The sequence below is a fragment of the Streptomyces sp. NPDC127084 genome (assembly GCF_042724175.1).
Taxonomy (GTDB): Bacteria; Actinomycetota; Actinomycetes; order Streptomycetales; family Streptomycetaceae; genus Streptomyces.
Window position 1 is genome coordinate 39,488 of the sequence record NZ_JBHXFA010000018.1, and the last position, 24,701, is coordinate 64,188.

Annotated in this window: 15 protein-coding genes and 1 riboswitch; of the genes, 7 read left to right on the forward strand and 8 right to left on the reverse strand. The window is 71.8% G+C overall.

All coding sequences use genetic code 11. From position 1 onward, the window contains the following. Positions 1 to 199: 199 nt before the first annotated feature. The gene (locus tag ACFWI9_RS07105) at positions 200 to 1,345 is read left to right on the forward strand and encodes a PP2C family protein-serine/threonine phosphatase (protein ID WP_387159509.1); all 1,146 of its coding nucleotides are present in this window, start codon (positions 200 to 202) and stop codon (positions 1,343 to 1,345) included. Between the two features lie 276 nt (positions 1,346 to 1,621). After that, positions 1,622 to 1,757, forward strand: a riboswitch (cyclic di-AMP (ydaO/yuaA leader). Between the two features lie 11 nt (positions 1,758 to 1,768). Continuing rightward, positions 1,769 to 2,863, forward strand: coding sequence for a M23 family metallopeptidase (locus ACFWI9_RS07110; protein WP_387159510.1), 1,095 nt, complete (start codon positions 1,769 to 1,771; stop codon positions 2,861 to 2,863). A gap of 84 nt (positions 2,864 to 2,947) precedes the next feature. On the opposite strand, the gene ACFWI9_RS07115 is transcribed toward ACFWI9_RS07110, so the two are convergent. The 4 genes from ACFWI9_RS07115 to ACFWI9_RS07130 form a co-directional block, all read right to left on the reverse strand. Further along, positions 2,948 to 4,279 (reverse strand): PrsW family intramembrane metalloprotease, encoded by a 1,332-nt coding sequence (locus ACFWI9_RS07115; RefSeq protein WP_387159511.1) that lies wholly within the window; start codon positions 4,277 to 4,279, stop codon positions 2,948 to 2,950. A 122-nt stretch (positions 4,280 to 4,401) separates the two neighbouring features. Beyond that, a complete protein-coding gene (trmB, locus tag ACFWI9_RS07120; protein ID WP_387159512.1) occupies positions 4,402 to 5,295 on the reverse strand; it encodes a tRNA (guanosine(46)-N7)-methyltransferase TrmB in 894 nt (297 codons plus the stop codon). Positions 5,296 to 5,358: 63 nt separating this feature from the next. Further along, positions 5,359 to 6,576 (reverse strand): L-2-hydroxyglutarate oxidase, encoded by a 1,218-nt coding sequence (gene lhgO / locus ACFWI9_RS07125; protein WP_387159513.1) that lies wholly within the window; start codon positions 6,574 to 6,576, stop codon positions 5,359 to 5,361. Between the two features lie 99 nt (positions 6,577 to 6,675). Beyond that, positions 6,676 to 8,214 (reverse strand): MFS transporter, encoded by a 1,539-nt coding sequence (locus ACFWI9_RS07130; RefSeq protein WP_387159514.1) that lies wholly within the window; start codon positions 8,212 to 8,214, stop codon positions 6,676 to 6,678. Positions 8,215 to 8,923: 709 nt separating this feature from the next. Between ACFWI9_RS07130 and ACFWI9_RS07135 the strand changes: the two genes are divergently transcribed. Both ACFWI9_RS07135 and ACFWI9_RS07140 read left to right on the forward strand, forming a co-directional pair. After that, positions 8,924 to 11,077, forward strand: a complete 2,154-nt coding sequence (locus ACFWI9_RS07135) for an asparagine synthase-related protein (RefSeq protein WP_387159515.1) — start codon at positions 8,924 to 8,926, stop codon at positions 11,075 to 11,077. Positions 11,078 to 11,400: 323 nt separating this feature from the next. Then, complete coding sequence (locus ACFWI9_RS07140; RefSeq protein WP_387159516.1) at positions 11,401 to 14,640, forward strand: ATP-binding protein; 3,240 nt, start codon at positions 11,401 to 11,403, stop codon at positions 14,638 to 14,640. 18 nt (positions 14,641 to 14,658) lie between these two features. Here ACFWI9_RS07140 and ACFWI9_RS07145 read toward each other — a convergent pair whose 3' ends face one another. Next, positions 14,659 to 16,746, reverse strand: coding sequence for a sigma-70 family RNA polymerase sigma factor (locus ACFWI9_RS07145; RefSeq protein ID WP_387159517.1), 2,088 nt, complete (start codon positions 16,744 to 16,746; stop codon positions 14,659 to 14,661). Positions 16,747 to 17,173: 427 nt separating this feature from the next. Continuing rightward, positions 17,174 to 18,175 carry a TetR/AcrR family transcriptional regulator gene (locus ACFWI9_RS07150; RefSeq protein WP_387159518.1) on the reverse strand — a complete coding sequence of 334 codons (1,002 nt, stop codon included), beginning with the start codon at positions 18,173 to 18,175 and terminating at the stop codon, positions 17,174 to 17,176. Between the two features lie 343 nt (positions 18,176 to 18,518). On the opposite strand from ACFWI9_RS07150, the gene ACFWI9_RS07155 reads away from it, so the two are divergent. Both ACFWI9_RS07155 and ACFWI9_RS07160 read left to right on the forward strand, forming a co-directional pair. Next, positions 18,519 to 20,042: an NAD(P)/FAD-dependent oxidoreductase gene (locus tag ACFWI9_RS07155; protein WP_387159519.1), complete on the forward strand. Its 1,524-nt coding sequence runs from the start codon at positions 18,519 to 18,521 to the stop codon at positions 20,040 to 20,042. Between the two features lie 223 nt (positions 20,043 to 20,265). Then, positions 20,266 to 22,095: a SpoIIE family protein phosphatase gene (locus ACFWI9_RS07160; RefSeq protein ID WP_387159520.1), complete on the forward strand. Its 1,830-nt coding sequence runs from the start codon at positions 20,266 to 20,268 to the stop codon at positions 22,093 to 22,095. On the opposite strand, the gene ACFWI9_RS07165 is transcribed toward ACFWI9_RS07160, so the two are convergent. Next, positions 22,092 to 23,405: an MFS transporter gene (locus ACFWI9_RS07165; protein ID WP_387159523.1), complete on the reverse strand. Its 1,314-nt coding sequence runs from the start codon at positions 23,403 to 23,405 to the stop codon at positions 22,092 to 22,094. The two genes, ACFWI9_RS07160 and ACFWI9_RS07165, sit on opposite strands and share 4 nt — an antisense overlap. A gap of 152 nt (positions 23,406 to 23,557) precedes the next feature. On the opposite strand from ACFWI9_RS07165, the gene ACFWI9_RS07170 reads away from it, so the two are divergent. Then, complete coding sequence (locus ACFWI9_RS07170) at positions 23,558 to 24,172, forward strand: MarR family winged helix-turn-helix transcriptional regulator (protein ID WP_387159521.1); 615 nt, start codon at positions 23,558 to 23,560, stop codon at positions 24,170 to 24,172. A 274-nt stretch (positions 24,173 to 24,446) separates the two neighbouring features. Here ACFWI9_RS07170 and ACFWI9_RS07175 read toward each other — a convergent pair. Further along, positions 24,447 to 24,701, reverse strand: a 255-nt coding sequence (locus ACFWI9_RS07175) for a hypothetical protein (protein WP_387159522.1), incomplete at its 5' end; no start/stop codon positions are given.

Below are 24,701 nucleotides of genomic sequence, written 5' to 3' on the forward strand. Positions count from 1 at the left end.
CCGAGACAAACCAGCTCCGCGGCTCTGATGCACGAGGCGCCCCGCCGCCCCCTCTGTCCTGCGCGCGCCCTACTGAGCCGTGAGGTCGGCCCCTTAGACCGGTTGGCCGACGGCGACTCGCCCCGCGGTGCGGCTGCGGCCAGCCTGGGTGGTGCGCGGATCCGTCCGCGGCGGTGGGAGGACCGGGCAGGGAGCAGTCTTGGCACAGTACGACGGCGGCGAAGGGCCCCGGCCGGGCAGTGGCGGCCGTGTCCTCGTGCTGCTGCTGCCCTGGCTGACGATCATCGCCGGTGTGGTCTTCGACGTGTTCACCCCGGAGACGTACCGCGCATCGCCGCTCTTCGCCGCCGCGCCGCTGCTCGCCGCTCCGTTCTACACCTGGCGCGGCACCCTGGGGGCCACGGCGGCCAGTGTGCTGACCGTGCTGGGGCTGAACGTCTACAACGGCACGCTCGGCCAGGTGCCGCCGGTGACCGAGGTGTTCACCGTGCTCACGGTGTCGATCGTCGCGCTCTACATCAACCGGGTGCTCCGCCGCAGTGGTGAGCGGCTTGCCTCCGCCCGTGTCGTCGCCGAGGCGGCCCAGCGTGCCGTGCTGCCCGAGCCCGCCGAGCGTATCGGCGGGCTGAGCGTGGCCGCTCGGTACGAGGCGGCGCAGGCGGACGCGTTCATCGGCGGTGACCTGTACGCCGTCCAGGACAGTCCGTTCGGTGTCCGCCTCGTGGTCGGGGATGTCCGGGGCAAGGGGCTGGACGCGGTCGAGACGGTGGCGGTGGTGCTCGGGGCGTTCCGCGAGCTGGCTGATGAGGAGTCCTCGCTGGAGGGGATCGCGCAGCGGCTGGAGCGGGCGCTGGCCCGGGAGGACACGCGCCCGCACGGACTCGACCGGGTGGAGGGGTTCACCACGGCGGTACTGGCGGAGATCCCGCACGACGGGGGTCGCGTGCGGTTGGTCAACCGGGGCCATCCGCCCCCGATCGTGATGTACGCGGACGGCGCGCTCGACATGCTGGAGCCGAGCCAGGACTCGCTGCCGCTCGGTATGGGGGATCTCGCGCAATGGCCGGACCGGGTGGACGAGATGTCGTTTCCGGCGGGAGCCACGCTGCTCCTGTACACGGACGGCCTGTCCGAGGCCCGGGACCGGCACGGAACCTTCTACGATCCGCGCGCGAGGCTCGGGGGTCTGGTCTTCCCGGGTCCCGACGAGCTGCTGGACGCGGTCGTGGCCGATGTGCGGCGGCACACCAGCGGCGGTCTGACGGATGACATGGCGCTGCTGGCGGTCGGCAGTCCGGGGGCGCGGCGGTCGGCGCAGGGCGGGTCGGCGCCGGTGGCGCCCTGAGGGCAGGGCCGGCCCCGGTCGGCTCTGGTCGCCCCGGGCGGTTCGGCCGGTCGGCCCGTCTCGGTCGTCCTCTGTATTTGATGAATCGTCAGCTATTCAACGGTGAACAATGTGGCGTGAGGGGTGGTCAACTCGTCCGATTCGCCCTCTTAATGGGTGGTAGGTCCAGGCTGAAATTCGTTAATGATCAAGGGGAACGGCTTGGAATAGAGCATCGGCGTCTATTAACGTTCGATAACGCAGCGCGGTCGTCCCAGCCGTCGCAAGAGACGGCACCGTGCGCATGCGCCGAATCCCGCAAGGGAACCGGGGAACCACCATTTGGGGTGAATCAGGCACTTCAGGGTGCCTGTAGGAGACCTTCCTGCTCCGAACCCGTCAGCTAACCCGGTAGGCGAGAAGGAAGGAAAGGAGCACGCCTCCGTGGCGTCCAACGAGCCTGCCCTCCAGGGGCTTCCCACCACCGAGTGGGCCCCGGCTGCCGAGTGGATTCCTTCCGATGGGACGGAGGAGTGGAACCCGACGGAGGAATCCGTCCGCCCGGTCCGCGGCAGGCACCGTGTCGTCAAGCAGCGAGGCGGCGGTCTCGCCCGCAGCTCCACCGTGCTGGGAGTCGGCGTTATCGCCGCCGTCGGGGCGGGCGGTATAGCCACCGCGCAGGACAAGCCGGCCGTCTCCATATCCCTTCCTGACAGCATCACGGACAACCTCCCGGACGCCGAGTCGCTGCCGGGCATGGACTCCCTGATGTCGGAGTTCTCCAGCGGCTCCGATGACGCCGACGAGCAGGGCGGAGGCGGGACGGCCAACGCACCGCTCACGGCGATGTCCGTCGCCACCACCGTCGGCAGCACCGAGGAGACCGGGGCGCAGCAGGCCACGGCTGGGGAGGCGCTGCGCGCTCGGATCCTCCAGCAGGCCGAGCAGCAGCAGGCCGAGGTCGAAGCGGAGGCGCAGGCGGCAGCCGAGAAGGCCGCCGCAGAGAAGGCCGCTGCCGAGGCGGCGAAGCAGCAGTCCGCGGCGGAGGCCGAGGCCGCCGACGCCAAGCGCGAGGCGGAGGAGGCGGCGGCGAAGGCAGCGGCGGCGGCGGAGGCCGCCCGGCTCGCCGAGCTGGCGAGGAGCTACTCGCTGCCGACGTCCTCGTACACCATCACCTCCACCTACGGCGAGTCCGGCTCCATGTGGTCGTCCGGCCAGCACACCGGCCTCGACTTCGCGGCGCCCACCGGCACCCCCGCGAAGGCCGTGCACGGCGGCACGGTCAAGTCCGCCGGCTGGTCCGGGTCGTACGGCTACCGCGTGGTGCTGGAGCTCGAAGACGGCACCGAGATCTGGTACGCCCATCTGTCGTCGATGAGCGTCAGCGCGGGGCAGAAGGTCGGGACGGGCGACACCGTCGGACGCGTCGGCGCGACCGGCAACGTCACCGGGCCGCATCTGCACCTTGAGGTCCACACCCCCTCCGGGGCAGGGATCGACCCGGCGGCCTGGCTGCGGGACAAGGGCCTCAGCGTCTGAGCCGTCCGCACCATCCGAACCGCCGGAAGCACCCGAGGTGCCTGACCTGATCGCGGGTCAGGCACCTCGGGTGCTTCAGCCGCCTTACCCGCGATAGGGGTTGTAGCCCTCGTAGTCCCGGTGCGGCGGAGGTATCCGAACACGCCCCGTCGCCCGCGCCGCATAGGTCAGGGCCGGTGACGCGACATGCTTGCGCTCCCACATGTGGTGCAGCAGCTCCTGCTCGCGGGCGGTGAAGTCCGGCCCGGCCATGCCCTGGTGCGCTCGGTGGCGCAGAAACGCCAGCGAGGTGGCGAAACCCTCGTACTCGGACACGGCACGGGCCGCCGCGCTCCCGTGGATACGCGCCGCCGCGTCCCGGGCCAGCGTGCGCGCCCGCATCGAGGACAGGGCGAGCGGCTCGGCCGGGGAGATCCAGCCCGCCGCAGCGTATGGGGGAAGCTGGGTCTCGACCGTACGCAGCTCGCGCTGCCTGCTCCAGACCGCGAGCCAGGTGAGCAGCGCGAAGGACGGCACCATGAAGAGCCCGTACACCGCGTAGAAGCCCAAGGGGCCGAACACCGCCGAGCCGTTCCACAGCGCGTGCACGCCGATCGCCAGGGTCAGACCGAGTAGCGGCAGCAACGTCCGGCGCAGTTTCCGGTGGCGGGCGGTGAGTGCGGCGGCGGCGAAGCCGATGCCGGTCAGCACGGTGAACAGGGGGTGGGCGAACGGCGACATCAGGACGCGTGCGACGAATGTCGCCGCTGTCACCGACCCGAAGCCCGAGCGGCCGAACTCCTGGTCCTCCAGGAAGGCGTTGCCGAGATAGAGGATGTTCTCGGTGAAGGCGAAGCCGGTCGCGGTGAACCCGGCCACGACGACCCCGTCCACGATCCCGGTGAAGTCCTTTCTGCGGAACAGGAAGATGAGCAGCACGGCCGCGGCCTTGGCGCTCTCCTCCACCACCGGCGCGATGACCGTGGCGCCGATCGTGTCCGCCGATCTCGGATCGGCTGTGGCGGTCGCTATCCACTGGGTCGCGAAGGAGTTGGCGATGATCGCGATGAGCGCGGCGGCGCAGGCCCCCCAGGCGAAGGCGAAGAGCAGATTCCGCCATGGCCCCGGCTCTACGCGGTCCAGCCAGCGGAAGGCCGCCATCAGCAGCGGCACCGGCAGCAGGGCGAGGGCTAGACCCACCACGAACCCCTCGGTGCCGGTCTGCTCCCGCACCAGCGCCAGGATGACCAGCCCGCACAGGGCGAGCAGGGTGATCACGGTCCAGGCGCGCACCGCCGCGCTGCGCCAGAGTGCCCGGCGCGGTCTGTAGCGCCAGCGCGCGGGCTGCGGCACGGCGTCGAAGAGCAGCTGCTCGTCACACGCCGGAATGGCGGGGTGGGGCGCCGTGGGATACGGCTGCCTGATCCGGTCGGACACCTGACGACCCTAACGACCGCCACTGACAGGCGCGATGCGTTATCCGGCATTCCGGATGTGTTACCGCGCACGTTCGGTACGGCCGGATGCCGGATGCCGGGCGCGGCAGGGGCTGCTGGCGGTCAGCCGGCCTTGCGGCGGAACAGCAGGTCGTGCACCAGATGCCCCTTCTCAAGGCCCTGGCCTTCGAACCGGGTCAGCGGCCGGAAGGCGGGCCGGGGCGCGTAGCCGCCGTCGTCCTGGGTGTTCTCGAAGTCGGGATGGGCCGAGAGCACCTCGAGCATCTGCTCGGCATACGGCTCCCAGTCGGTGGCGCAGTGCAGTACCGCACCGGGCTTCAGTCGGCTCGCGGCGAGCGTGAGGAAGTCCGGTTGGATCAGCCGGCGCTTGTGGTGGCGCTTCTTGGGCCAGGGGTCGGGGAAGTAGACCCGCAGTCCGTCGAGTGCGCCGGGCACGAGCATCTCGCGCAGCAGGATGATCGCGTCACCGTTGGCCACTCGGACGTTGTCCAGGCCCATACGCTCGGCGAGACCGAGCAGGTTGCCCTGACCCGGGGTGTGCACATCGACGGCGAGGATGCCGGTGCCGGGGTCGGCCGCCGCCATCCGCGCGGTCGCCTCGCCCATCCCGAAACCGATCTCCAGGACCACCGGCAGACCGTCGAACAACTCGCCGAGGTCGAGGGTCCGCAGACCGTCGATGTCCAGCCCCCAGGTGGGCCACAGCCGCATCAGGGCGTCGCCCTGCCCTGCGGTCACCCGGCTGCGGCGCGGCTGGAAGCTGCGGATCCGCCGCTCATGGTGCGATCCGGCCGGGTCCGCGGCCGGACCACCCGGAAACCGCGGCTCCCCCTTGGCGCGGGGTGCGGTCGCGGGCGCGGCGATCCGCGCCCCGACGACACGCTCGGCCACGTCCGACTCCTCGGACCTGACGGCCCCATCCGGTGCGGGGGCACTTTGCGCGGGGACGTTCCCCATGGGGGCACGCTGCGTGGTGACGTTCTCGAGCTCAGACACAATGCCCCGATTGTACGGCCGTCCGGAGTACGGCGGTCTGGGGCGGATGTGGCTTACGTCGCCTCAGGGCAGCAGCGCCAGCGCCCGGCGTGCCACCTCGCGCCCGATCGGCAGCGATGCGGTCGCCGCCGGGGACGGCGCGTTCAGGATGTGCACCGTGCGCGGGGCCTGTCGGATGAGGAAGTCGTCCACCAGCGTGCCGTCCCGCAGCACCGCCTGGGCCCGCACGCCTGCGGCGACGGGCCGCAGATCGTCCTGGGTGACCGCGGGGAGCAGCCGCCCGACCGCGTCCGCGAAGGCACGCTTCGACAGCGAACGGTGCAGTTCGCCCGCGCCATAGCGCCAGTGGCGGCGCGCTATCCGCCAGGAGCCGGGCCAGCCGAGTGTGCCGGCGAGCTCGCGAGGACGGACCGTGGCCCAGTCGTACCCCTCGCGGGCGAGCGCCGGTACCGCGTTCGGCCCGACATGGACGCCGCCGTCGATGCCCCGGGTGAGGTGGACCCCGAGGAAGGGGAACGCCGGGTCAGGCACCGGGTAGACCAGTCCGCGCACCAGCTCGGGACGGGTCAGCTCGTAGTACTCACCCCGGAAGGGCACGATCCGCATCCCGGGATCGTCGCCGGCCAGCCGGGCCACCTGGTCGCAGTGCAGCCCCGCCGTGTTCACCAGCACCTGTGCCCGGACGATCCGCCCGGTCGAGGTGCGCACGGCCACCCCCCAGGGCCGCCGGTCGACCGCCCGGACCTCCTCGCCGTACCGGATACGTGTGCCCGAATCGCCCGCCAGCTCCGCGAGCCGTGCCGCGACAGCGCCGAAGTCGCACACCCCCGTCGTGCCGACATGGATCGCGGCGACTCCGCGCACCTGCGGTTCGTACTCCGCTATCTGCGCGGGACCCAGCTCGCGCACCGGAATCCCATTCTCCCTGCCGCGCTGGACCAGGGCGTGCAGCCGGGGCAGCTCATCGCGGTCCGTGGCGACGATCAGCTTGCCGGTGACCTCGTGCGGTATCCCGTACTCCGCGCAGAACTTCACCATCTCCACGGCGCCCCGCACGGCGAAACGTGCCTTCAGTGATCCGGGCCGGTAGTAGATCCCGCTGTGGATCACCCCGCTGTTGCGCCCCGTCTGGTGGCGGGCGGGGCCGGACTCCTTCTCCAGCACGACCACCGAGGTGCCGGGTGCCGAGCGCGTCAGTGCGTACGCCGTCGACAGGCCGACAATCCCGCCACCGACCACCAGCACATCGCAGTCGTAGTCACGCTCATCCGCCGCTGTCATCCGACACCTCCACCCAGATGATGCCCTGGCCCACTGACAGCGGCGTCAAACCAGGTCGCCCGGCTCTACGAGATGTTGCTGATCACACAACCCTGGTGCTCACGCCGGTGTCATCAGCAGCGGCCGTGCCCGCTCCCTCAGCTCCGCGACGCGCGGCTCGTCCCCGTACGGCTCCAGCCGGTGCAGCAGATCCCTCACGTACTCGGTCGTCCGCGCCGACGAGATACGGCCCGCGACCTCCACCGCCCGGGTACCCGCCGCGCACGCCGCGTCCAGATTGCCCGATTCCAGCTCGGCGACGGCGCTCACCACCAGCCGCAGCCCGTGCGACCGTACGAACTCGTCCGTCGGCCGGGACAGCGCCTGCTCGGTGAACCGGCGCACCTGGCGGGGCGCCTTCAGATCGCGGTAGCACTCGGCGGCGTCAGCAGCGAATCGGTCATACGAATAGAAGCCGAGCCATGAGGGGTCCCCATCACCCGGACGGGCACGCTCCAGCCAGCTCTCCGCGGCCCTCAGCGCGGCACCGGCCGCCGCCGAGTCGCTCGCCTTGGCGTGCGCCCGGGCTTCCACCAGGCGGAAGAAGCTCATCGTCCGCGCGGTGGCGAGACCCCGGTTGCGCTCCACCGCGGCCTGGGCCAGATCGACACCCTCGTCGGCGAAGCCCCGGTACGTCGCCTGGAGGGACATCGACGCCAGCACGTATCCACCGAGCGGGACATCGGCGGCGGCCCTGGCCAGCCGCAGCGCCTGGATGTAGTAGCGCTGCGCCGCCTCCTGCTGGCCCGTGTCGAAGGCCATCCAGCCGGCCAGCCGGGTCAGCTCGGCGGTGGCCCCGAACAGGGCCCGGCCCACCTCGTCCGAGTACGAGCCGAGCAGCAGCGGCGCGGCGTCGACCCGCAGGCACTCGGGCACCATCGAAGAGCGCCAGTCCCCTCCGCCGTACTTGGAGTCCCAGCGGCGCGCGTCCTCCGCGGCCTCGCGCAGCTTGGCGACGTCGGCGTGACCCACCCGCACATGGCCGTCCTGGCCGTCCGGGTTGTCACGGGCGTCGTCGACCGCGCCCGTGCCCCCCGGGGGCAGGCCATCCGAGCCCCCGTCCGCGGCGCCGCCGCCCGCGGCGCGCTCCCCGTCGCGTTCCCCGGTCCGGGTACCTCCCACCTCCCGCTCGACCGAGGGGTCGGCGGGGGTGATCAGCCAGCGGGAGGCGGGCGTGGCGTACGCGCTCACCGCGAACGACCCGGCCAGCGACTGCCAGATCCCGCCGCCCCCCGCTCGCCGTCCGGCCAGGTCGAGCCGGTAGAGCTCGGTGGCCGTCTTCACCGCCTCACCGACGTCGCGCGGGAAGGCGAGTCCGACCTCGGGGGCCGGGTCGGCGTCGGCGAGGCCGATCTCGTGCAGCGGAACGGGGCGGCCCAGCTTCTGCCCGATGGCCGCCGCGATGAGATGGGGCGCGGCGCCCTGGGGGACCATGCCCTTGGAGACCCATCTGGCCACCGACGTCTTGTCGTAGCGCAGGGTCAGACCGCGCTGGGCTCCGAGGTCGTTGACGCGCCGGGCGAGGCCGGCGTTGCTGATTCCCGCGAGGGCGAGAACGGTGCCGAGCTTGTCATTCGGCCCGCGTTGCTCTCTGGACATGCGCCACCCCTCGACACACAGACGGCCGCCGGGGCACCCGGCCGGGCGCGCACGGCATTCGTACCGCGTGCTCCCCGGGAGGTACGGCATCCACCGCTGGAATATGCACCCCTGCGGAGAACAGCAGTGCCACACAGCGTAGTTCGCCGAATCCTGACCGTTAAGGGGTGGTGTTCCGTATGGCGAGATTATTGTGGGCCCGGGTTCAGGTCCGGTTCAGTTCCGGGGCCGGGCGCGGACATGCGGGTCCGCCGCACCGTGCTCCCGCCGTGTGGCCGTGCGCCCGTCCGTGCGCTCTCGTCCGGGAGTGGCCGTGGCGCTTCGATGAGTCCTGCGTGGGTCGGCCCACTGGCACAGGGATCCAGTGGGCTGGGGGACACCGCCGCCTCAATTCCCCGCAGGCGGCGGACCGGTCCGGGAGGCGGAGGACGTCTCCCGGACCGTGCGTACCGGTCCCATACCCCCGGACTGGCGTTCGGTTTCCGGATGTTCGGAGATTGGCTGAATGCCGCCCCTCCCGTCGCCCCTCCGCCACGCTTCGGCCGTGCCACCCACGACGCCTATGCCGGGGGCGCGTTCACTTTTTGCGTACGCGACCCGGAGGCCCTCCTGTGCGCCGTCTGTCGTGGCAGCATGTCTACGTCGATGTTCGTCGATGTCTGTCGGCGTATGCCGATCGTGATGGTGGCCCACAGGCTGTGGAGGCGCGATGCGGTGGCTGGTGGGGTGGAGCAGTATCGCCGCAAGCTTCGGTACGGCGGGAACGACAGGCGCCCCTGGTACGGCAGGCGCAGTCGGTACGGCCGGCGGTGACGAGCAACGCACCGTCCATCCCGTGGGCGCCCAGCTGCTGTGGGGCGATCCGGATCCCCTCTGGGCCGTCGGCGACTGGCGGCCCGACGAGGTGCGCGTGGTCACCGCCGACGGCAACCGCCTCGCCGTGTTCGGCTGCTGCGGCGCCAGCGACGAGGACCTCCGGGTGGGGCTGCTCGCGGCACGGGGCGGTGCGCTGCGGCACCTCACCTCCTGGCCGGGCAGCTACACCGCGGTCGTGCAGGTCGGTCGGCGCATCACCCTTGCGAGTGATCTGGCCGGTGCGCGGCCCGTGTTCCACACCCCCTGGGCGGGCGGCACCGCCTACGCCACCGCCGGGCTGCCCCTCGCCGACCTGATCGAGGCCCAACTCGACATCGGTTACCTCGCCGCCCTGCTCGCCTGCCCCGAGACCCCCGAGGCGCTGCGCGACTCCACCCCGTACGTGGGCGTGAAGCGGGTGCCGCCAGGGCATGCGCTGATCCTCCGGGAGGGTTCACGCGAGGTCACCGGCTACGAACCGGTCGCCTCGCTCGCCATCGCCGCGCCCCAACTGGAGGCCGGCCGTGCCATGGACGCGATGCGGGACGCGCTCGTGCACGCCGTACGCGCCCGGCTCACCGCCCCCCGGCACGCGCCGATGACCCTGCCGCCCGACCCAGGACCGGTGCCCGGCATGGGTCCCGCCGAACGGCGGGCGGCCCGCGGAGCACCCGCACCCGGGATCGGAGCGGACCTGTCGGGCGGCAGCGCCTCCGCGACCCTCGCACTGCTCGCCGCGGGGCTGCCCGGAGTGCCGGGCACGATACTGGGCCACGGCACCGGTGCGGGCGAACGGCTGCTCGCCGTCACCTTCAACGACCTGGCCGCCGGCGCGGGTCACGAGGCCGAGCTCGAACGGGCCCGGCTGCTCGCCGAGAACCCCCGGCTGCACCATGTGGTCGTCGCCGCGGGCGAGGAGGCGCTGCCCTACGCCGACCTGGACTCCGGCCCGCTCACCGACGAACCGGGACCGTCACTCGTACTGGCGGAACGGCACCGGCGAAGGTTCGCGGCGGGCAGCGCCGACCAGTTCACCGGCTTCGGCGCACGCCAGGTCCTGGACGCCCATCCGGCGCGGCTCGCCGACCTCCTGATGGACCGCCGGCGCAGACCCCTGCTCAAGCCCGTGTCGGCACTCGCCCGGGCCCAGGGCACACCGGGCGGAGCGCTGCTGGTCCCGCTCACCGTGTACCGGGCGGCCCGACGGCTGGCCCGCACGCCCTACCGCGCCGGTCTCGAAACCGCCGCAGCACACCTGCCGACGGCGAACCGGGCCGCGACGCCCCTGGTGAACGGTCCGCTCGCCGCCTCCCTGGCCGCGCTCGCCTGGTCCCGCCCGGGGCCGGCGGCGCGCTGGCTCACCGGGGAGGCGCTCGCCGAAGTATCGGTTCGCCTCCAGACGGCGGCGACCCGCGCGACAACGGTGCAGCGGCCGGGCGAGGCACGGGCCCGCGCGGCGCTGGCCCGCCACGCGATGGACCACCGCGTGCTGGAGCAGGCAGCGGAGGTACGCAGCCAGCGGCTGCACGCGCCGTTCCTGGACAACCAGGTCGTACGGGCCGCCCGTGACCTTCCCGAGGCGATGCGCGTCCAGCCCGGCGCCCGGGCTGCGGTGCTCCGGTCAGTCCTCGCCGGCGCGGGTATCCACGACCTGCCCCCCGGCTGGGGCGCCCCATCCCAGGAGGCGGCGAGCGCGGCCACCCGCACCGGCCTGCGCCTCGCCCTGCCCGAACTACTGGCCCTCTTCGACACACCGCTGCTCGCCGATGCGGGCCTGGTCGAGGCGCGGGTGGTCCGCAAGGCGCTGCGCGCGGCGTCGGAGGGGGAGCCGGTGCCCCTGGACGGTCTCGCTGACCTGGTCTCCACCGAGCTGTGGCTGCGTCGCCTGCTGGCGCGGCGCGGAACGTGCTGGACGGACACGGAGGGGGCGCGCCGCCGCGCGGTGGGCGGCGGCGTTTCGCGGGCCACCCGCACCCTGGGTCCCCTGCTCCCGCGGGCCACTCCGTAGCGGCGGTGCCCGGCCGGGCTGGGTGCTCGGTGGGTTGCCTTACCCCGTAGTGCCCCGTTGCACGGGGGGCGGTGTTCCGCACCCCGTGTGGTGGGCCGGAGTGTCCGGCGTCAAACGCCGGCCGGGCTGGGTGGTCGGCGTTGCCCGTGCCCGGGGTGCCGGGGTTTCGCGGTGTACCCCCACCCCAGCGGGGTGCGGAACACCGGACACACCCGCGCTCCGCGCAACGGGCGCCACGGGGTGCGGGCACACCGTGCGAGTCCGCGTCGCGGGCCGGGCGAAAAGGGGAGGTACCCCCGCGCGCCCTTCGGGAGAATGGCGCCGTGCGGTATCTCATCCTCGGCGTCACCGAAGCCCGCGACCCCCACGGTCGCCCCCTCACCCTCGGCGGCCCCAAGCTCCGCGCGCTGCTCGCGGCGCTCGCCCTACGAGGTGGGCGGGCCGCTCACGTGGGGGAACTCATCGGGGACGTATGGGACGAGGACGGACGCGGGACGCCGCCCCACGACGCCCCCGCCGCGCTGCAAGCGCTCGTCGCGCGGCTGAGACGAGCCATCGGCAAGGACGCGGTGGAGTCCACCCCGGGCGGTTACCGCCTGGCGGCGGAACCCGGCGACATCGACCTGTATGTCTTCGAGCGCCTCGTCCGCACCGGCACCGCGCAGCTCGATGCGGGCGAACCCGGCGCCGCGGCGGCCACGTTCCGTGAGGCGCTCGCTCTGTGGCGGGGGCCCGCGCTCGCGGATCTCCCGGGGGAGGGGCCGGGCGTTCGCCCGGAGGCCCAGCGGCTCGCCGCCGTACGGCAGCGCATCGAGGCCGAGTTGCGGTGCGGTGGCACCACGGGTCTCGTACCCGAGCTGGAGGAGCTGGCGTCGGCGCACCCGTACGACGAGCCGCTCCGTGCCCAGCTCGTACGCGCCCTGCGCGCCGAAGGGAGGTACGCCGACGCCCTCGCCGCCTACGAGGACGCCCGCCGCACCCTGTCCGACGGCCTCGGCACCGACCCGGGCCCGGAGTTGGTCCGGCTGTACGAGCAGCTACTCGAAGGCACCACTCCGGCGACCACCACGCCGGGTCGCACCAGGCCCCAGGGACCGGAAGCCAAAGGCAACCTCCGCCCCCGGCTCACCTCCTTCGTCGGGCGCGAGGCCGAACTGGAAGCGATCCGCGCCGAGCTGACCCGCTCACGTCTCGTCACCCTCGTCGGCCCGGGTGGCGCGGGCAAGACCCGGCTCGCGGAAGAAGCCGCCGCCCCGTCAGAAACCGGGAACGCCCCCGCCTGGCTCGCCGAGCTCGCCCCACTCGACCACCCCGACGCCGTCCCCGGAGCCGTGCTCTCCGCACTGGGCCTGCGAGAGACCAACCTGATCACCTGGGAGGGGCAGGCGGCGCCCCAGGACGACCCCACCGCGCAGCTGGTCGAACACCTCGCGCACCGCGGCCTGCTGCTCATCCTCGACAACTGCGAGCATGTGATCGACGCCGCCGCGGCGCTCGCCGAGACCCTGCTCACCCACTGCCCCGGGCTGCGTATCCTCGCCACGAGCCGTGAGCCGCTGGGCGTCCCGGGCGAGACCGTACGACCCGTGGACTCGCTGTCCCATGAATCGGCGCTCCGCCTGCTCGCCGACCGCGGCACCGCCGCCAATCCCCGCTTCCGGCTGGTGGACGACCCCGCGGCGGCGAGCGAGATCTGCCGCCGTCTCGACGGACTGCCGCTGGCGGTCGAACTGGCCGCCGCCCGGCTGCGGCTGCTGACCCCCCGGCAGATCGCCGACCGCCTCGACGACCGCTTCCGGCTGCTGACCAGCGGCAGCCGGACCGTCATGCCCCGCCAGCAGACCCTGCGCGCCGTGGTCGACTGGTCGTGGGAGCTGATGGACGAGACCGAGCGAACGGTGCTTCGGCAGGTCTCGGTGTTCGCCGGCGGTTGGGACCTGGTCGCCGCCGAAGCGGTCACGGGAACCCGGGACGCGCCCGCGCTGCTCGGCGCACTCGTGGACAAGTCCCTGGTGACGGTGGCCCCCGACGGCACCGGCCAGATGCGCTTCCGGCTGCTGGAGACCATCCATGAGTACGCCACCGAGCGCGCCGCCGAGACACCGGAACTGCGCTCGGCGGCCGAGCGCGCGCATATCGCGCATTTCACGGCGCTCGCCGAGAGGGCGGACCCGGAACTGCGGTCGGCACGGCAGCTGCCGTGGATCTGCCGGCTGGAGAGGGACCTCGACAACATCCGTGCCGCACTGCACCGCGCCGTCGGCTCCGGAGCGGAGTCGTACGCGATCCGGCTGGTCCTGGCGATGGGCTGGTTCTGGTGGCTGCGCAACTACCGTTCCGAAGGGCTCGCCTGGGCCGAACGGGTGATCGCTCTCGCGCCCGGTCCGGACGGCGATCCCGACGATCCCGGCGACCCCCGCTACTGGCCCCGTATAGAGCTGCGCATGCAGCAACTCTACCTGGGTATCGAGGAGCGCTCGCAAGGCGACCTACGCGAAGACGCGGAGGCCCAGCGCGTCCTGCGTCGGCTGCGAACCGCTTTCGCCGACGGCGGCTCTGTGGCCGCTCGCCTCCCCGGTCTGATGTGGCCGTTCCTGGACTATCTCATCGACGGGCCCGGCGGCACCCTGCCGGCTCTCGACGCGGCAGTCCTCAACTGCAGGCGTCACGGTGGGGAGTGGGAGACCGCCGTCGTCCTGATGTTCCGTACGCATCTGGCCATCGACCATCGCGGGGGCTTCGCGTCCATTGACGCCGACCTCGCCGAGCTGCGGGCGATCAGCCGCAGGGTCGGCGATCGCTGGGTCCGGGCCCAGGTGGCGAGCGCCGTCGCGGAGGCGAGCGTCGTGCGCGGCAGGTTCGATGACGCGCGGGCCGCCTTCAGCGAGGCGCTCCAGCTCGCGCGCGAGGTGGGCGCCCATGCCGAGGCACCGTTTCTGGTCGCGAGGCTCGCTGACCTCGACCTGCGCCGGGGGGATACGGAGGCGGCGGAGAAGGGCCTGGCGGCGGCCATGGACGAAGCCGTGCTCCACAACGTCAAGGACGTCCTGGGTTTCATCGACTTCCTGCGTTCGGTCATCGCCCTGGACCGTGGCGAGATCGAGCGCGCCCGGGAGCACGTGGACGCGGCCCAGGGAGCGTGCGGAAGGGGCACACCGCCCCCGCAGTTCGCGGCCGTACTCGACGCGCTTGAGGCGCGCGTCATCGTCCGGGAGGGCCGGCCGGACGGCGTGGCCGCCGCTGCGCGGTTGGCTGCCGCGTCCCTGCGCAGGGGCAGGGACGCCCAGTGCTCGGAGCTTGTCGTGGCCCATCTCGCGGAAAGCGCCGCGACGGTGCTGCCGCTGCTCGGTGAGGAGCGGCTCGCGGTGCGGCTTGTCGCGGCGGCCGGTGCCTGGCGGGGCGATTGCCCCCGGTCGGTGTCCGAGCAGCGGATGGCGGATGAGGTCGAGTGCCGGGCGCGGGCGAGCCTCGGTGACGAGAAGTTCGCCGCCGAGCGGACCGCCGGAGCCAGGCTCAGCCTCACCGAGGCCGTCGAGGCGCTGGACGCCGCCGCTACCTCCTGATGCCTGCTTCCGGGCGGCTCAGGGGCAGCTGATCCGTGCCAGTGCCCAGTCCGCCATCGCCACCGACCCCATCGCCGTCTGCGGCTCCACCACCAGCCGGATCGTGCTGTGCCCGGCGATGGCGGTGTTCACCGGAACCGCGGTGTCACCCCGGCGCAGCACCGGCGACTGCCACAGCCGCGTCCCGTCCCCGTACACCGAGAAGCGCACAGCGCCACGCCCCAGAGCGCTGTCATCGACGCCTGCCACTGCTGCGAAGGCGCGGCAGGGACGGTTGAGGTCGATGGTGATGGACGAACGGGCCCGGACCGAGATGCCGTGTCCATACCGGGCGCCGTCGATCGACATCCCCCAGCGCCGCCACATCCAGCTACCCGTGCCGACCGTGATCTCCGGCTCCACGTGGCCGCCGTACGTGCGATACGCCAGGCGGTTGACCTGGTAGACGGCGGCGGGTTCCGGGGCCGGTGGTGGTGCTGCTACCGCTGGTTCCGACGGTGCAGGGGTGACTGTGGCCGAAGGACTCGGTGTGGGCGCCGGTTCCGCGTTCGGCGGGGTGGCGAACTCGGGGGCGGCGGCCGGGGCAGCCGGTTCGGGAACGGTGGCGGGCTCATGCCGTACGACCGGCTCAAGTGGCGGCCTACGCGCGGGGGAGGACGCTCCGGGCTCGGCGGGGCGCACCTGGGGAGGGGGCGGGCTGCTGACTTCGGGTACGACGGGCTGAGCGGCGGGCGGCTTCGCCACCGGCTCAGGGAGGGCATCCGGGCGGGAGGCCTCGGGGAAGGCGGAAGACAGCGCCCAGACGAGCGCCGCGGTCGCGGCCGCGCCCGCCGCCACCGCGACAAGACCGGCTTTCACCGGAGCGGCAAGCCCCTCCGTCACCACGGCACTTCCCGATGCCCCCGATGCCCCAGAAGCTCCGCCCGCTCCCCCTGACGCTGTAGCGCCGGCCGTTCCGCCGCCGGCTGCGACGGCGCCGGTCCCGACGGCACCGGCCGCCGCCCCGCCCGCCGCGAGGCCGGCCCCCTTGAGCGAGTAGCCAGCGGCGAACCAGCCGATGACAGCCACTGGCACCACGGCCGGAATCCCCGCGTTGACCTGCTCCAACTCTCCTGCCGCCAGTCGGCATCGGGAGCACTCCTCCAGATGCCTGCGCAGTCCGCGCTCCGCTCGCATCCGCAGCCGTCCCCGGGCATACGCCCCCAAGCGGTCTGCGTACTGCGCGCAGTCCCCGCTGGCGGTGAGCGAGGCGCTCACATGTGCCTGGAGATAGGCCTGGCGCAGACCTTCGCGGGCCCGGCTGGCGAGTACGGCGGTGGCGTTGGCGCTCAGCCCGAAGAGTGGTGCCACATCGCCGGGTGACTCCTCCTCGACGGCCGTGTGCCAGAGCACGGCCTGCCAGCGCTCCGGCAGTGAGCGGAAGGCCCGCAGCGCCAGTGACTGCTCAGCCGCCTGCATCGCCCGTACGTCCGCGCCCGGAGTGTGCCCGCCGGAGGCCGCGGCCGGGGACGGCTGTGCGGTCTGGTCGGCGAGGACGGCGCATTCGAGGAAGCCGGCGAAGTCGGCGACGAGCTGCTCCCGCTTCGCCGACCTGGCCCAGTCGGCCGCCACCCGTCGCACCGCGGTCAGCAGATACGCCCGCACCGCGTGCTCGGGCCCGGCTCCGACCCGTACCGCGTGCAGGGTGCGGGCGAACACCTCGGCGGTCAGGTCCTCGGCCGTGTGCTCGTCGCGGCAGCAGGTACGGGCATAGCGGCGCACGGCCTTCGAGTGGCGGCGGAACAGCTCCTCGTAGGCGCTGAGGTCGCCGTTGCCGTTGACGCCGCTGTCCCTCAGCCGCTTGAGCAACTCGGCATCGGACGGAGGCAGGGCGATCACCTGGGGCGCGGTCTCGGCATCACCGCCCGCCCGGTCCGCACCCGTTCGCGCACCGCGTTGCGGTGGCACAGCGGGCTTCGCCTGCCGTGCGTGCCTGCCCCCACCCGCGGGTCCGCCCGCTCGCGGACGACCAGGCCCGCCCTGGCTGGGGATGTGTCCATGGCGCGGTCCGCCCGCCCCCGGCCCGTTCGTACCGCCGAGTGGTTCGTCGCGACCGTCAACACTCATCGAGGAAGCCCCCATACACCCCATAACCCGAACATCGGCTCAGAGTGCCAGAGAACAACCACGGTCAGGACTTATCAGCCGGACAACCACCCATCCGGGTGGATTACCGGGACAAACCTCGGGTGATGAGGCGGGGCGGCGTCCACTCGGCGGTGGGTGTGCCGACGGGCGCAACGTGTCGACCGCCCGGTGTTCACCCCCTGGGTGGTGGGTGTGTCGAGGGGCGGTCGGTGCCGACCGCTCGTGCTCGCCCTTCGGCGATGGGCAGGCCACGGGGATCGCCGGTGTCGACCGCCCGGAGTTCACCTTCGGCGATGGGCGTGCCGACGGGCACGGACGGTGTCCACCCTTGGCGACGAGCGTGTCGAGGGGCGCCGCAGGCGTCCACCCCTCGGTGCTCGACCCCGGCGGCGCCCTCCCGCATCAGTTACATCGGCCGCGACCGAAGCCCCTCAAGCAGGATGTCTAGCAGCCGGGCCGAAGCAGCCGCCTGCTGAGCCGCGTCCGGAAGCGACGGGGCGGCCGTGGCTATCACCAGCAGCACATCGGCCACCGTGACATCGCGCCTCAGCTCACCCGCGCCCCGGGCACGCTCCACCAGCTGGCCGACGACCTCCAGCAGTTCCCCGGCACCGGCGTCATCCAGATCGGCCGACTGCTGGCCGGCGGACTGCCGTGCTCCGGCCGCCGTAGCACCCGCATGCGGCTCGGGCTGCCCGTCGTGCCTGTCGCGCGCCTCGAAGCTCTGCCGCTGCTGCGGCACCCTCGGCGCGACGGCCCCGCTCCCCGCCTGCTCGTGCGGGCGGGCATCCTGCCCGCCGGCGCCGATGACATCCGGGACGACTGTCGAGTCGTCCACGTCCACACCGACCCGCAGCACGTGCGGCGGCAGCAGCCGACCCGCACCCGAGGCGACCGAGGTCCGCAGGAAGCGGGAGAGCGCCGACCACGGTTCGTCCTCCTGCCCCAGCGCGGCACGCGCCTGCTCCGTGAGCCGGGAGGTCTCCTCCTCGGCTATCCGTCGCACCAGCACGTCCTTGCTCGGGAAGCGGCGGTAGACGGTACCGACACCGACCCGCGCCCGGCGTGCCACGTCCTCCATCGGCGCGCCGTATCCCAGCTCGCCGAACACCTCGCGGGCGGCCCGCAGCACGTGTTCGAGGTTGCGCTGGGCGTCCACCCGCAGGGGCGCCGCGCGTCGCGCTCCCCCGCCGATGCCGCCTCCGGCCAGCGAGCCGGTGAGCGCCCCCGTGGCGCCGGCGGAACCCGCCGCGGCCATCGTCGCCGTCCCGGCGCCTGTTCCCGCGCCGGCTCCCATACCCGTACCTGCCGCATTGCCTGCCACAGCGTCCGCGACCTGGCCCGTCACGGAGCGTCCGTTGCTGTCGGAAGCGACAGCGGTCTGCCAATGCGCGTCCTGAATATGCATATCTGTTCCCCCGGTAATGATTTAGGTGTCTCCCCCCGGAGACACCCTCCCCTGGCTGCCGGGGCGTATGGGACGAGTCACCGTCCTGTCGCCCCCCGGCGAAGTAAGAACATAGTTGAGTCAGGGTCAATTCAGAAGGGGCTCTTCCGCACGGTGTGCCCCCCGATCGGAGCAAGAGCCGGAACGTTCCCGATTCCCCCCACTCTCCCTACCCGCGAGACCTACCCTGACCTGGTCATTTTCCCCCACAGTCGCATATCGGACCGATGGTGCCGAGCCCGCGTCTCCGGTCACACAATTTGCCGAGCCTGTGGACAAACTCCTGAGGCCGTTGCGTCATGGGATGGTGAAGGCTGCATACACCCGGGACACGCCGCCCGGCACTTCGCCGCGCACCCGCACCCGCATCCTCGTCGTCGGCGGAGGCTACGTGGGGATGTACACCGCGCTCCGCCTCCAGAAGAGACTCAAGGGCGAGCTGGGCCGCGGGGAGATCGAGATCCTCGTGGTCACCCATGAGCCGTACATGACCTATCAGCCCTTCCTGCCCGAAGCCGCCGCCGGGAACATCTCGCCGCGCCATGTCGTCGTGCCGCTCCGCCGCGTCCTGGAGCGATGCACCCTCCTCATCGGCGAAGTCAGGGCCGTCGACCACGCCAAGCGCACCGCGACCGTCACCACCCTCGCCGCGGACGACGACGGGACCGGCCCGGTCGAGATCGGCTACGACGAGCTGATCATCGCCCCCGGCTCGATCTCGCGCACCCTCCCCGTCCCCGGCCTCGCCGCCTACGGCATCGGCTTCAAGACGGTCGAGGAGGCCATCGGCCTGCGCAACCACGTCATCGAGCAGATGGACATCGCCTCCTCCACCCGGGAACCGGCCCTGCGCGACGCCGCCCTCACCTTCATGGTCGTCGGCGGTGGCTTCGCCGGGGTCGAGGCGCTCGGTGAGCTGGAGGACATGGCCCGTTACGCGACGCGCTACTACCACAACATCAAGCCGAACGACCTGAAATGGGTCCTGGTCGAGGCGAGCAACCGCATCCTCCCCGAGGTCGGCGAGGAGATGGGCACGTACACCGTGCGTGAGCTGCGCCGCCGCAACATCGACGTACGGCTTGAGACCCGACTGGAATCCTGCGAGAACCGTGTCGCCGTCCTCAGCGACGGCAGCCGCTTCCCCACCCGCACGGTCGTGTGGACCGCGGGCGTCAAACCCGCGCCCGTCCTCGCCGCGACGGACCTGCCGCTCAACGAACACGGCCGTCTCAAGTGCACCCCGCGGCTCACCGTCGAGGGCGTCGAACACGCCTGGGCGGCCGGTGACGCAGCCGCCGTACCCGATGTGACGTCCTCGGTGCCCGGCACGGTGACGGCTCCGAACGCCCAGCACGCCGTCCGCCAGACCAAGGTGCTCGCCGAGAACATCGTCGCCTCGCTGCGCGGACAGCCCCTCAAGGAGTACGCGCACGCCTACGTCGGCTCAGTGGCATCGCTCGGGCTGCACAAGGGCGTCGCCCATGTGTACGGGCGCAAGCTCAAGGGGTATCCGGCGTGGCTGATGCACCGCGCGTACCACCTGAGCCGGATGCCCACGCTCAACCGGAAGGCGCGCATTCTGGCGGAATGGACGCTCTCCGGGCTCTTCAAGAGGGAGATCGTCTCGCTCGGCTCGCTCGAACACCCCCGCGCGGAGTTCGAACTCGCCGCCGGCGCAGTCCCCTCCAAACCCCTCACACGCCGTCATGAGGATCCGCCCTCTCTCGGCAAGGGCCGTGGGCAGAGCCGGGGGAGGAGCCGTGGCGAGAGAGGGGGGAAGGGTAGCCGGGAACCACGGACGAGTGAGGATCGCGCGGAGGATTGACCCTCCTGTCAGTGCGGTCGGCCACACTGTGCGTGTGACGATAGGCGCGTCGGCCCCTGCCAGTGGTGGAGATCATGGAGTGACCGGCGTGACCCGCGTGAGCCGCGACTGAACGGAGAGCCCCGTCCCCGTGGTGGGATGCCCCACGACGATCAGCAGACCAGCACCTGCCACGCTGCTACCCGAGACGATCAGCAAAAGAACACGCGAGGCTTGAAAATCCGTGAACTTCACGCGTTGGAGCGCCCGGCTCCCCGGCACGCAGCGTCGCGCGGCAGCGCGGATCGACCGCGGCTCCGTGCCAGCGGCCCGTGGCGAGTACGACCGGCGTCGCCCCGAGCCACCGTCGCCGAACTCCGACGCTTCTGACGCCTCTGTTGCCTCTGATTCCTCTGACGCATCGGACGTCTCGGCCGCCAGTGCAGCCTCGAACGCCGCCGCGAGCAGCGAGAGCACCGGGAGCGTACAGAGCGGCGGCACAGGTGGCGCGGGCAGCGGCATCGAGACCCGGGAGCCGCACAGCACACCCACGCTGGAGCAGTTCGCCGTGCGGGAGCTGCTCGGCCGCCTCCCCGCGCTCGTCGCCCTCGTCCACGGCCCCGAGCACCGCATCGCGTACGTCAACGACGCGTACAGCGCGGCTTTCGGCCCCCGGCCCACCGGAGCCCCCGTCGCCGACGCCTGCCCCGAGCTTGTCGAGCTGGGCCTGCTGCCGCTGATGGACCAGGTCCTGCGCAGCGGCAAGAAGCGCACGGTGAAGTCCCGCCGAGTACCGGGCGGAGGCTCGTACACGATCACCTGCCTGCCCGCCGCCGCCTTCGCCCCTGCTCTCGCTCCCGGCCAGGACAGCGGTGTCCTCGTGTTCGCCGCCGATGTCACCGACCACGCCGAAGCCGCCGAGCGACTGCGCGCCAGCGAGCGCCGCCACCGCGAGACCGCGGTCACCCTCCAGCGCTCCCTGCTCCCGCAGGAGCTCGAACAGCCGGACGACCTGCGGATCGCCGCCGAGTACCGGCCGGGCGGCACGGACGCGGCGGTCGGCGGCGACTGGTACGACGTGATCACCCTCGGCGCCGGACGTACGGCCCTGGTCATCGGCGACGTCATGGGCCGCGGCGTACGTGCCGCGGCCGTCATGGGACAACTGCGCACCGCCGTCCGCGCCTACGCCCGGCTCGATCTGCCCCCGCACGAGGTGCTCCAACTCCTCGACGGACTGGCCTCCGAGATCGACGCCACCCAGATCGCCACCTGTGCTTACGCCGTCCACGACCCCAATGAGGGCCGTCTCGTGTACGCGTCGGCCGGCCATCTGCCGATCCTCGTACGGGACGCGGACGGGGTCGTGCACCGCGCCGAGGAACCGACCGGCCCCCCGCTCGGTACCGGCGGCTGGCTGCACACATCCGGCACGCTCCCACTGCCTCCCGGCTCGCTCGCCGTGCTCTACACGGACGGCCTGGTCGAGCGCCGTGGCGAGGACATCGACGAGGGCGTGGCCGCGCTGGAACAGGCGCTCGCGGGCGCGAGCGGCACTCCGCAGGTGGTGTGCGACCGGCTGATCCGCTCCCTCGGAGTGACGGCGGAGCATGACGACGATGTCGCCGTGCTCGTCGTCCAGCACCCCACCCGTGCCGGGGCGGACGCCGAGCTCTTCCACAACGCCGCCCTGGAACTGCTCGGCGGCATCGAAGCCGCGCCTCGCGCCCGCGCCTTCGCCTCCGGGGTCCTCGCCTCCTGGCGCTTCCCGGTGGAGCTGTGTGATCTGGGCGTCCTCGCGGCCAGCGAACTCGTCGCCAACTCGCTCCAGCACGGCACACCACCCATGCGGCTGCGGCTACGCCGCACCGACCGGCGCCTGATCATCGAGGTGACGGACGGCGACGACCACCTGCCGCGCCGGCGCCGCGCCGAATCGGAGGACGAGGCGGGTCGCGGTATCTCCATCGTCGCGACGATCGCCTCGTCCTGGGGCAGTCGCCGCACTCCAGGCGGTGGCAAAGCGGTGTGGTGCGAATTCGCCCTGCCCGATCAGCCCGACCGGCCCGCTTAGGCGGCGGCCTCGACGCTCTGCCGGCTATCCCGGTTGTCCCGGCTTGCGGGGCTCTCGGGGTGTGGCCTGCGCTGCGCCACGACCCGCGACTTCACGGCGAGGGCCGGCTGGTCCTGCACAAGCGTGAGCCGCCTGCCCAGGCGCAGGGCCAGGACGGTGATGCCGAGCGAGAAGAGTACGAACGTCACGATGTACGGGCCGTGCAGTGTGGCGCCCATCGGTCCGCCGACTGCCGGTCCAACTGCCAGCGCGAGCTGCTTGACCAGCGCGAACGCCGAGTTGTACTGCCCGACCATCGACTCCGGGGCCAGATCGGCGACCAGCGGCGCCACGGTCGGCGACAACATCGCCTCACCGAGCCCGAAGAGTCCGTATGTCGCGATGAACGCGGCGGCCGCCATGGCCTGACTGCCATGCCCGAGACCGGCGTAGCCCGCGAGCAGCCAGGCGACCGCCCAGAGCAGACCGACTGCGGCGATCACCCGGCTCCGACGGTGCCGTTCGACGTACTTCAGTACGAGGAACTGCGCGGCCACGATCACCGCGGTGTTCGCGGCAAGGGCGTAGCCCAGCGTCTCGGGGCCGATACCGGCTGCCTCCGTGCCGTAGGCCGCAAGCCCGGACTCGAACTGCCCGTAGCAGGCGAAGAAGAGCACGAAGCCCAGCACGCAGAGCTGCACCATGGCGCGGTGCCCGAGCAGCGCCCGGAGGCCGCCCTTGGCCTTGGCATCCGTGTTCCGCGGCATCGCGTCACGGATCGCCGGTGAGACGGGCAGCCGGACGGTCGCTGCGAGCGCGGCCAGTACGACGAACATCGCGGCCTCGATGCCGAACAGCAAGGTGAAGCTGTCCGGCCTGCTCTGGTCCACGATCTGGCCGCCGATCAGCCCACCGACGCCGAGTCCCAGGTTCTGAAGGAAGAACTGCGTCGCGAAGGCGCGGGTACGAGCGGACGGAGTGGAGGACCAGACGATCATCGTGGCCAGGGCGGGTTGCATCACTGCCGTGCCCGCACCGAGCAGTGCCGCCGAGAGCACCGCCATCGCCACGCTCCCGGACAACCCCATGCTCATGGCTCCGGCGGAGGCGAGCAGCGCGGCCACGACCACCACGGGCAGCGGACCCCTGCGGTCGATGGCCCGCCCGGTGAAAGGCAGCACGACCAGCGCCGCCATGGCGAACACGGCGAGCACCGCCCCCGCCGTCGTCGCACCGAGGCCGCGCACCTGGGCCACGTACACATAGAGATACGGAACCGTGAAGCCGAGCCCGAACGCGCTCAGCGCGTTCCCCGCCTGGATCCGGCGCATCGCGGCGCCCCTCACCCTGGTCACACTCACCTACCTCGGTCTGGTTGGAATCGGGAGGACTGAAGCCTGAAGACTTCGAAACTAAAGTTAAGGCCTTAACAGTACACATCGAAGGACTTAGAAGCCAACCGAAGGCATGGGATAGTGGCGCCATGCCCGACACCCCCCACCGTCCTGGCCGCGTGAAGAGCCGCGCCGAGGCCGCACCCGACTCCTCGCAGCAGACGGAGCAACTCCCGCAGGAGCCGGGCCTCGATGAGCAGATCGCCGCGTATCAGCGCGAGTTCCGGGACCTCGACCCCCAGGTCGAGAAGGTCGTCTCGGCCCTCGGAAGGCTCAATCGCCGGATGAACGTCGCGTACGGGCGCCAGGTCGCGACCCTCGGCATCAGCAACGCCGAGTGGGAGGTCCTGAAGACCCTCGTACTCTCAGGCGAGCCCTACCGCCTTGGCCCGGGCGAACTCGCCAAGCGGCTCGGTCTCACCCCGGCCGCCATGACCCACCGCATCGACCGCATGGCGAGCGAGGGTCTGGTCACCCGTGATCGCGACGAGAACAACCGGGTACGCGTCATCGTCGAGCTGACGGACGAGGGCCGCACGAAGTGGCTTGAGGCGATGCGCATGGCGTCCGACTTCGAAGAGGAGCTGCTCCAGGACCTCTCGAGCGAGGAGCGCGGGGTGCTTGGCGAGGTGCTGATCCGCCTGCTGCGCCGCGTGGAGCACACCCTGCCGGACGCGGGCGGCCGACTGAGCGATCTGGAGTAGCCGAGGACCCCAACGCAGGCCGCCCCGGCCAGGTTGACACGCCCTGGGGCGATCCGTAAGGTTCTTCGAGTTGTCACGGAGCCGGTACGGCGCCGAGGCGACCATCCCGCCGCTGACAGCGGCAACCAAACTCCGAACGACTCCCATCCGGGATGGATTTCGCATGTCGAAATTCATTTCGAAAGGCTCGATTATGAGCCGTCTGGGAAATCCGCTAGAGTTTGGACGTCGGAACGGCTGCGAGGTCGGGAAGACAAACCCCTCTGACTGGGAGTCAGGCCCGAAAGGATCTGATAGAGTCGGAAACGCCGGAAAGGGAAATCGCGAAAGCGAAAGAACAGGAAGGCAGCCCGCTCCAGCGGGTGGCAGAAACGGAAAACGGATCTGCTAAGCTGGAAACACCGAAGGGAAGCGCCCGGAGGAAAGCCTCAGAAAATGTTCTGCGGGTGAGTACGAAGGAAGCGTCCGTTCCTTGAGAACTCAACAGCGTGCCAAAAATCAACGCCAGATTAGTTGATACCCCGTCCAT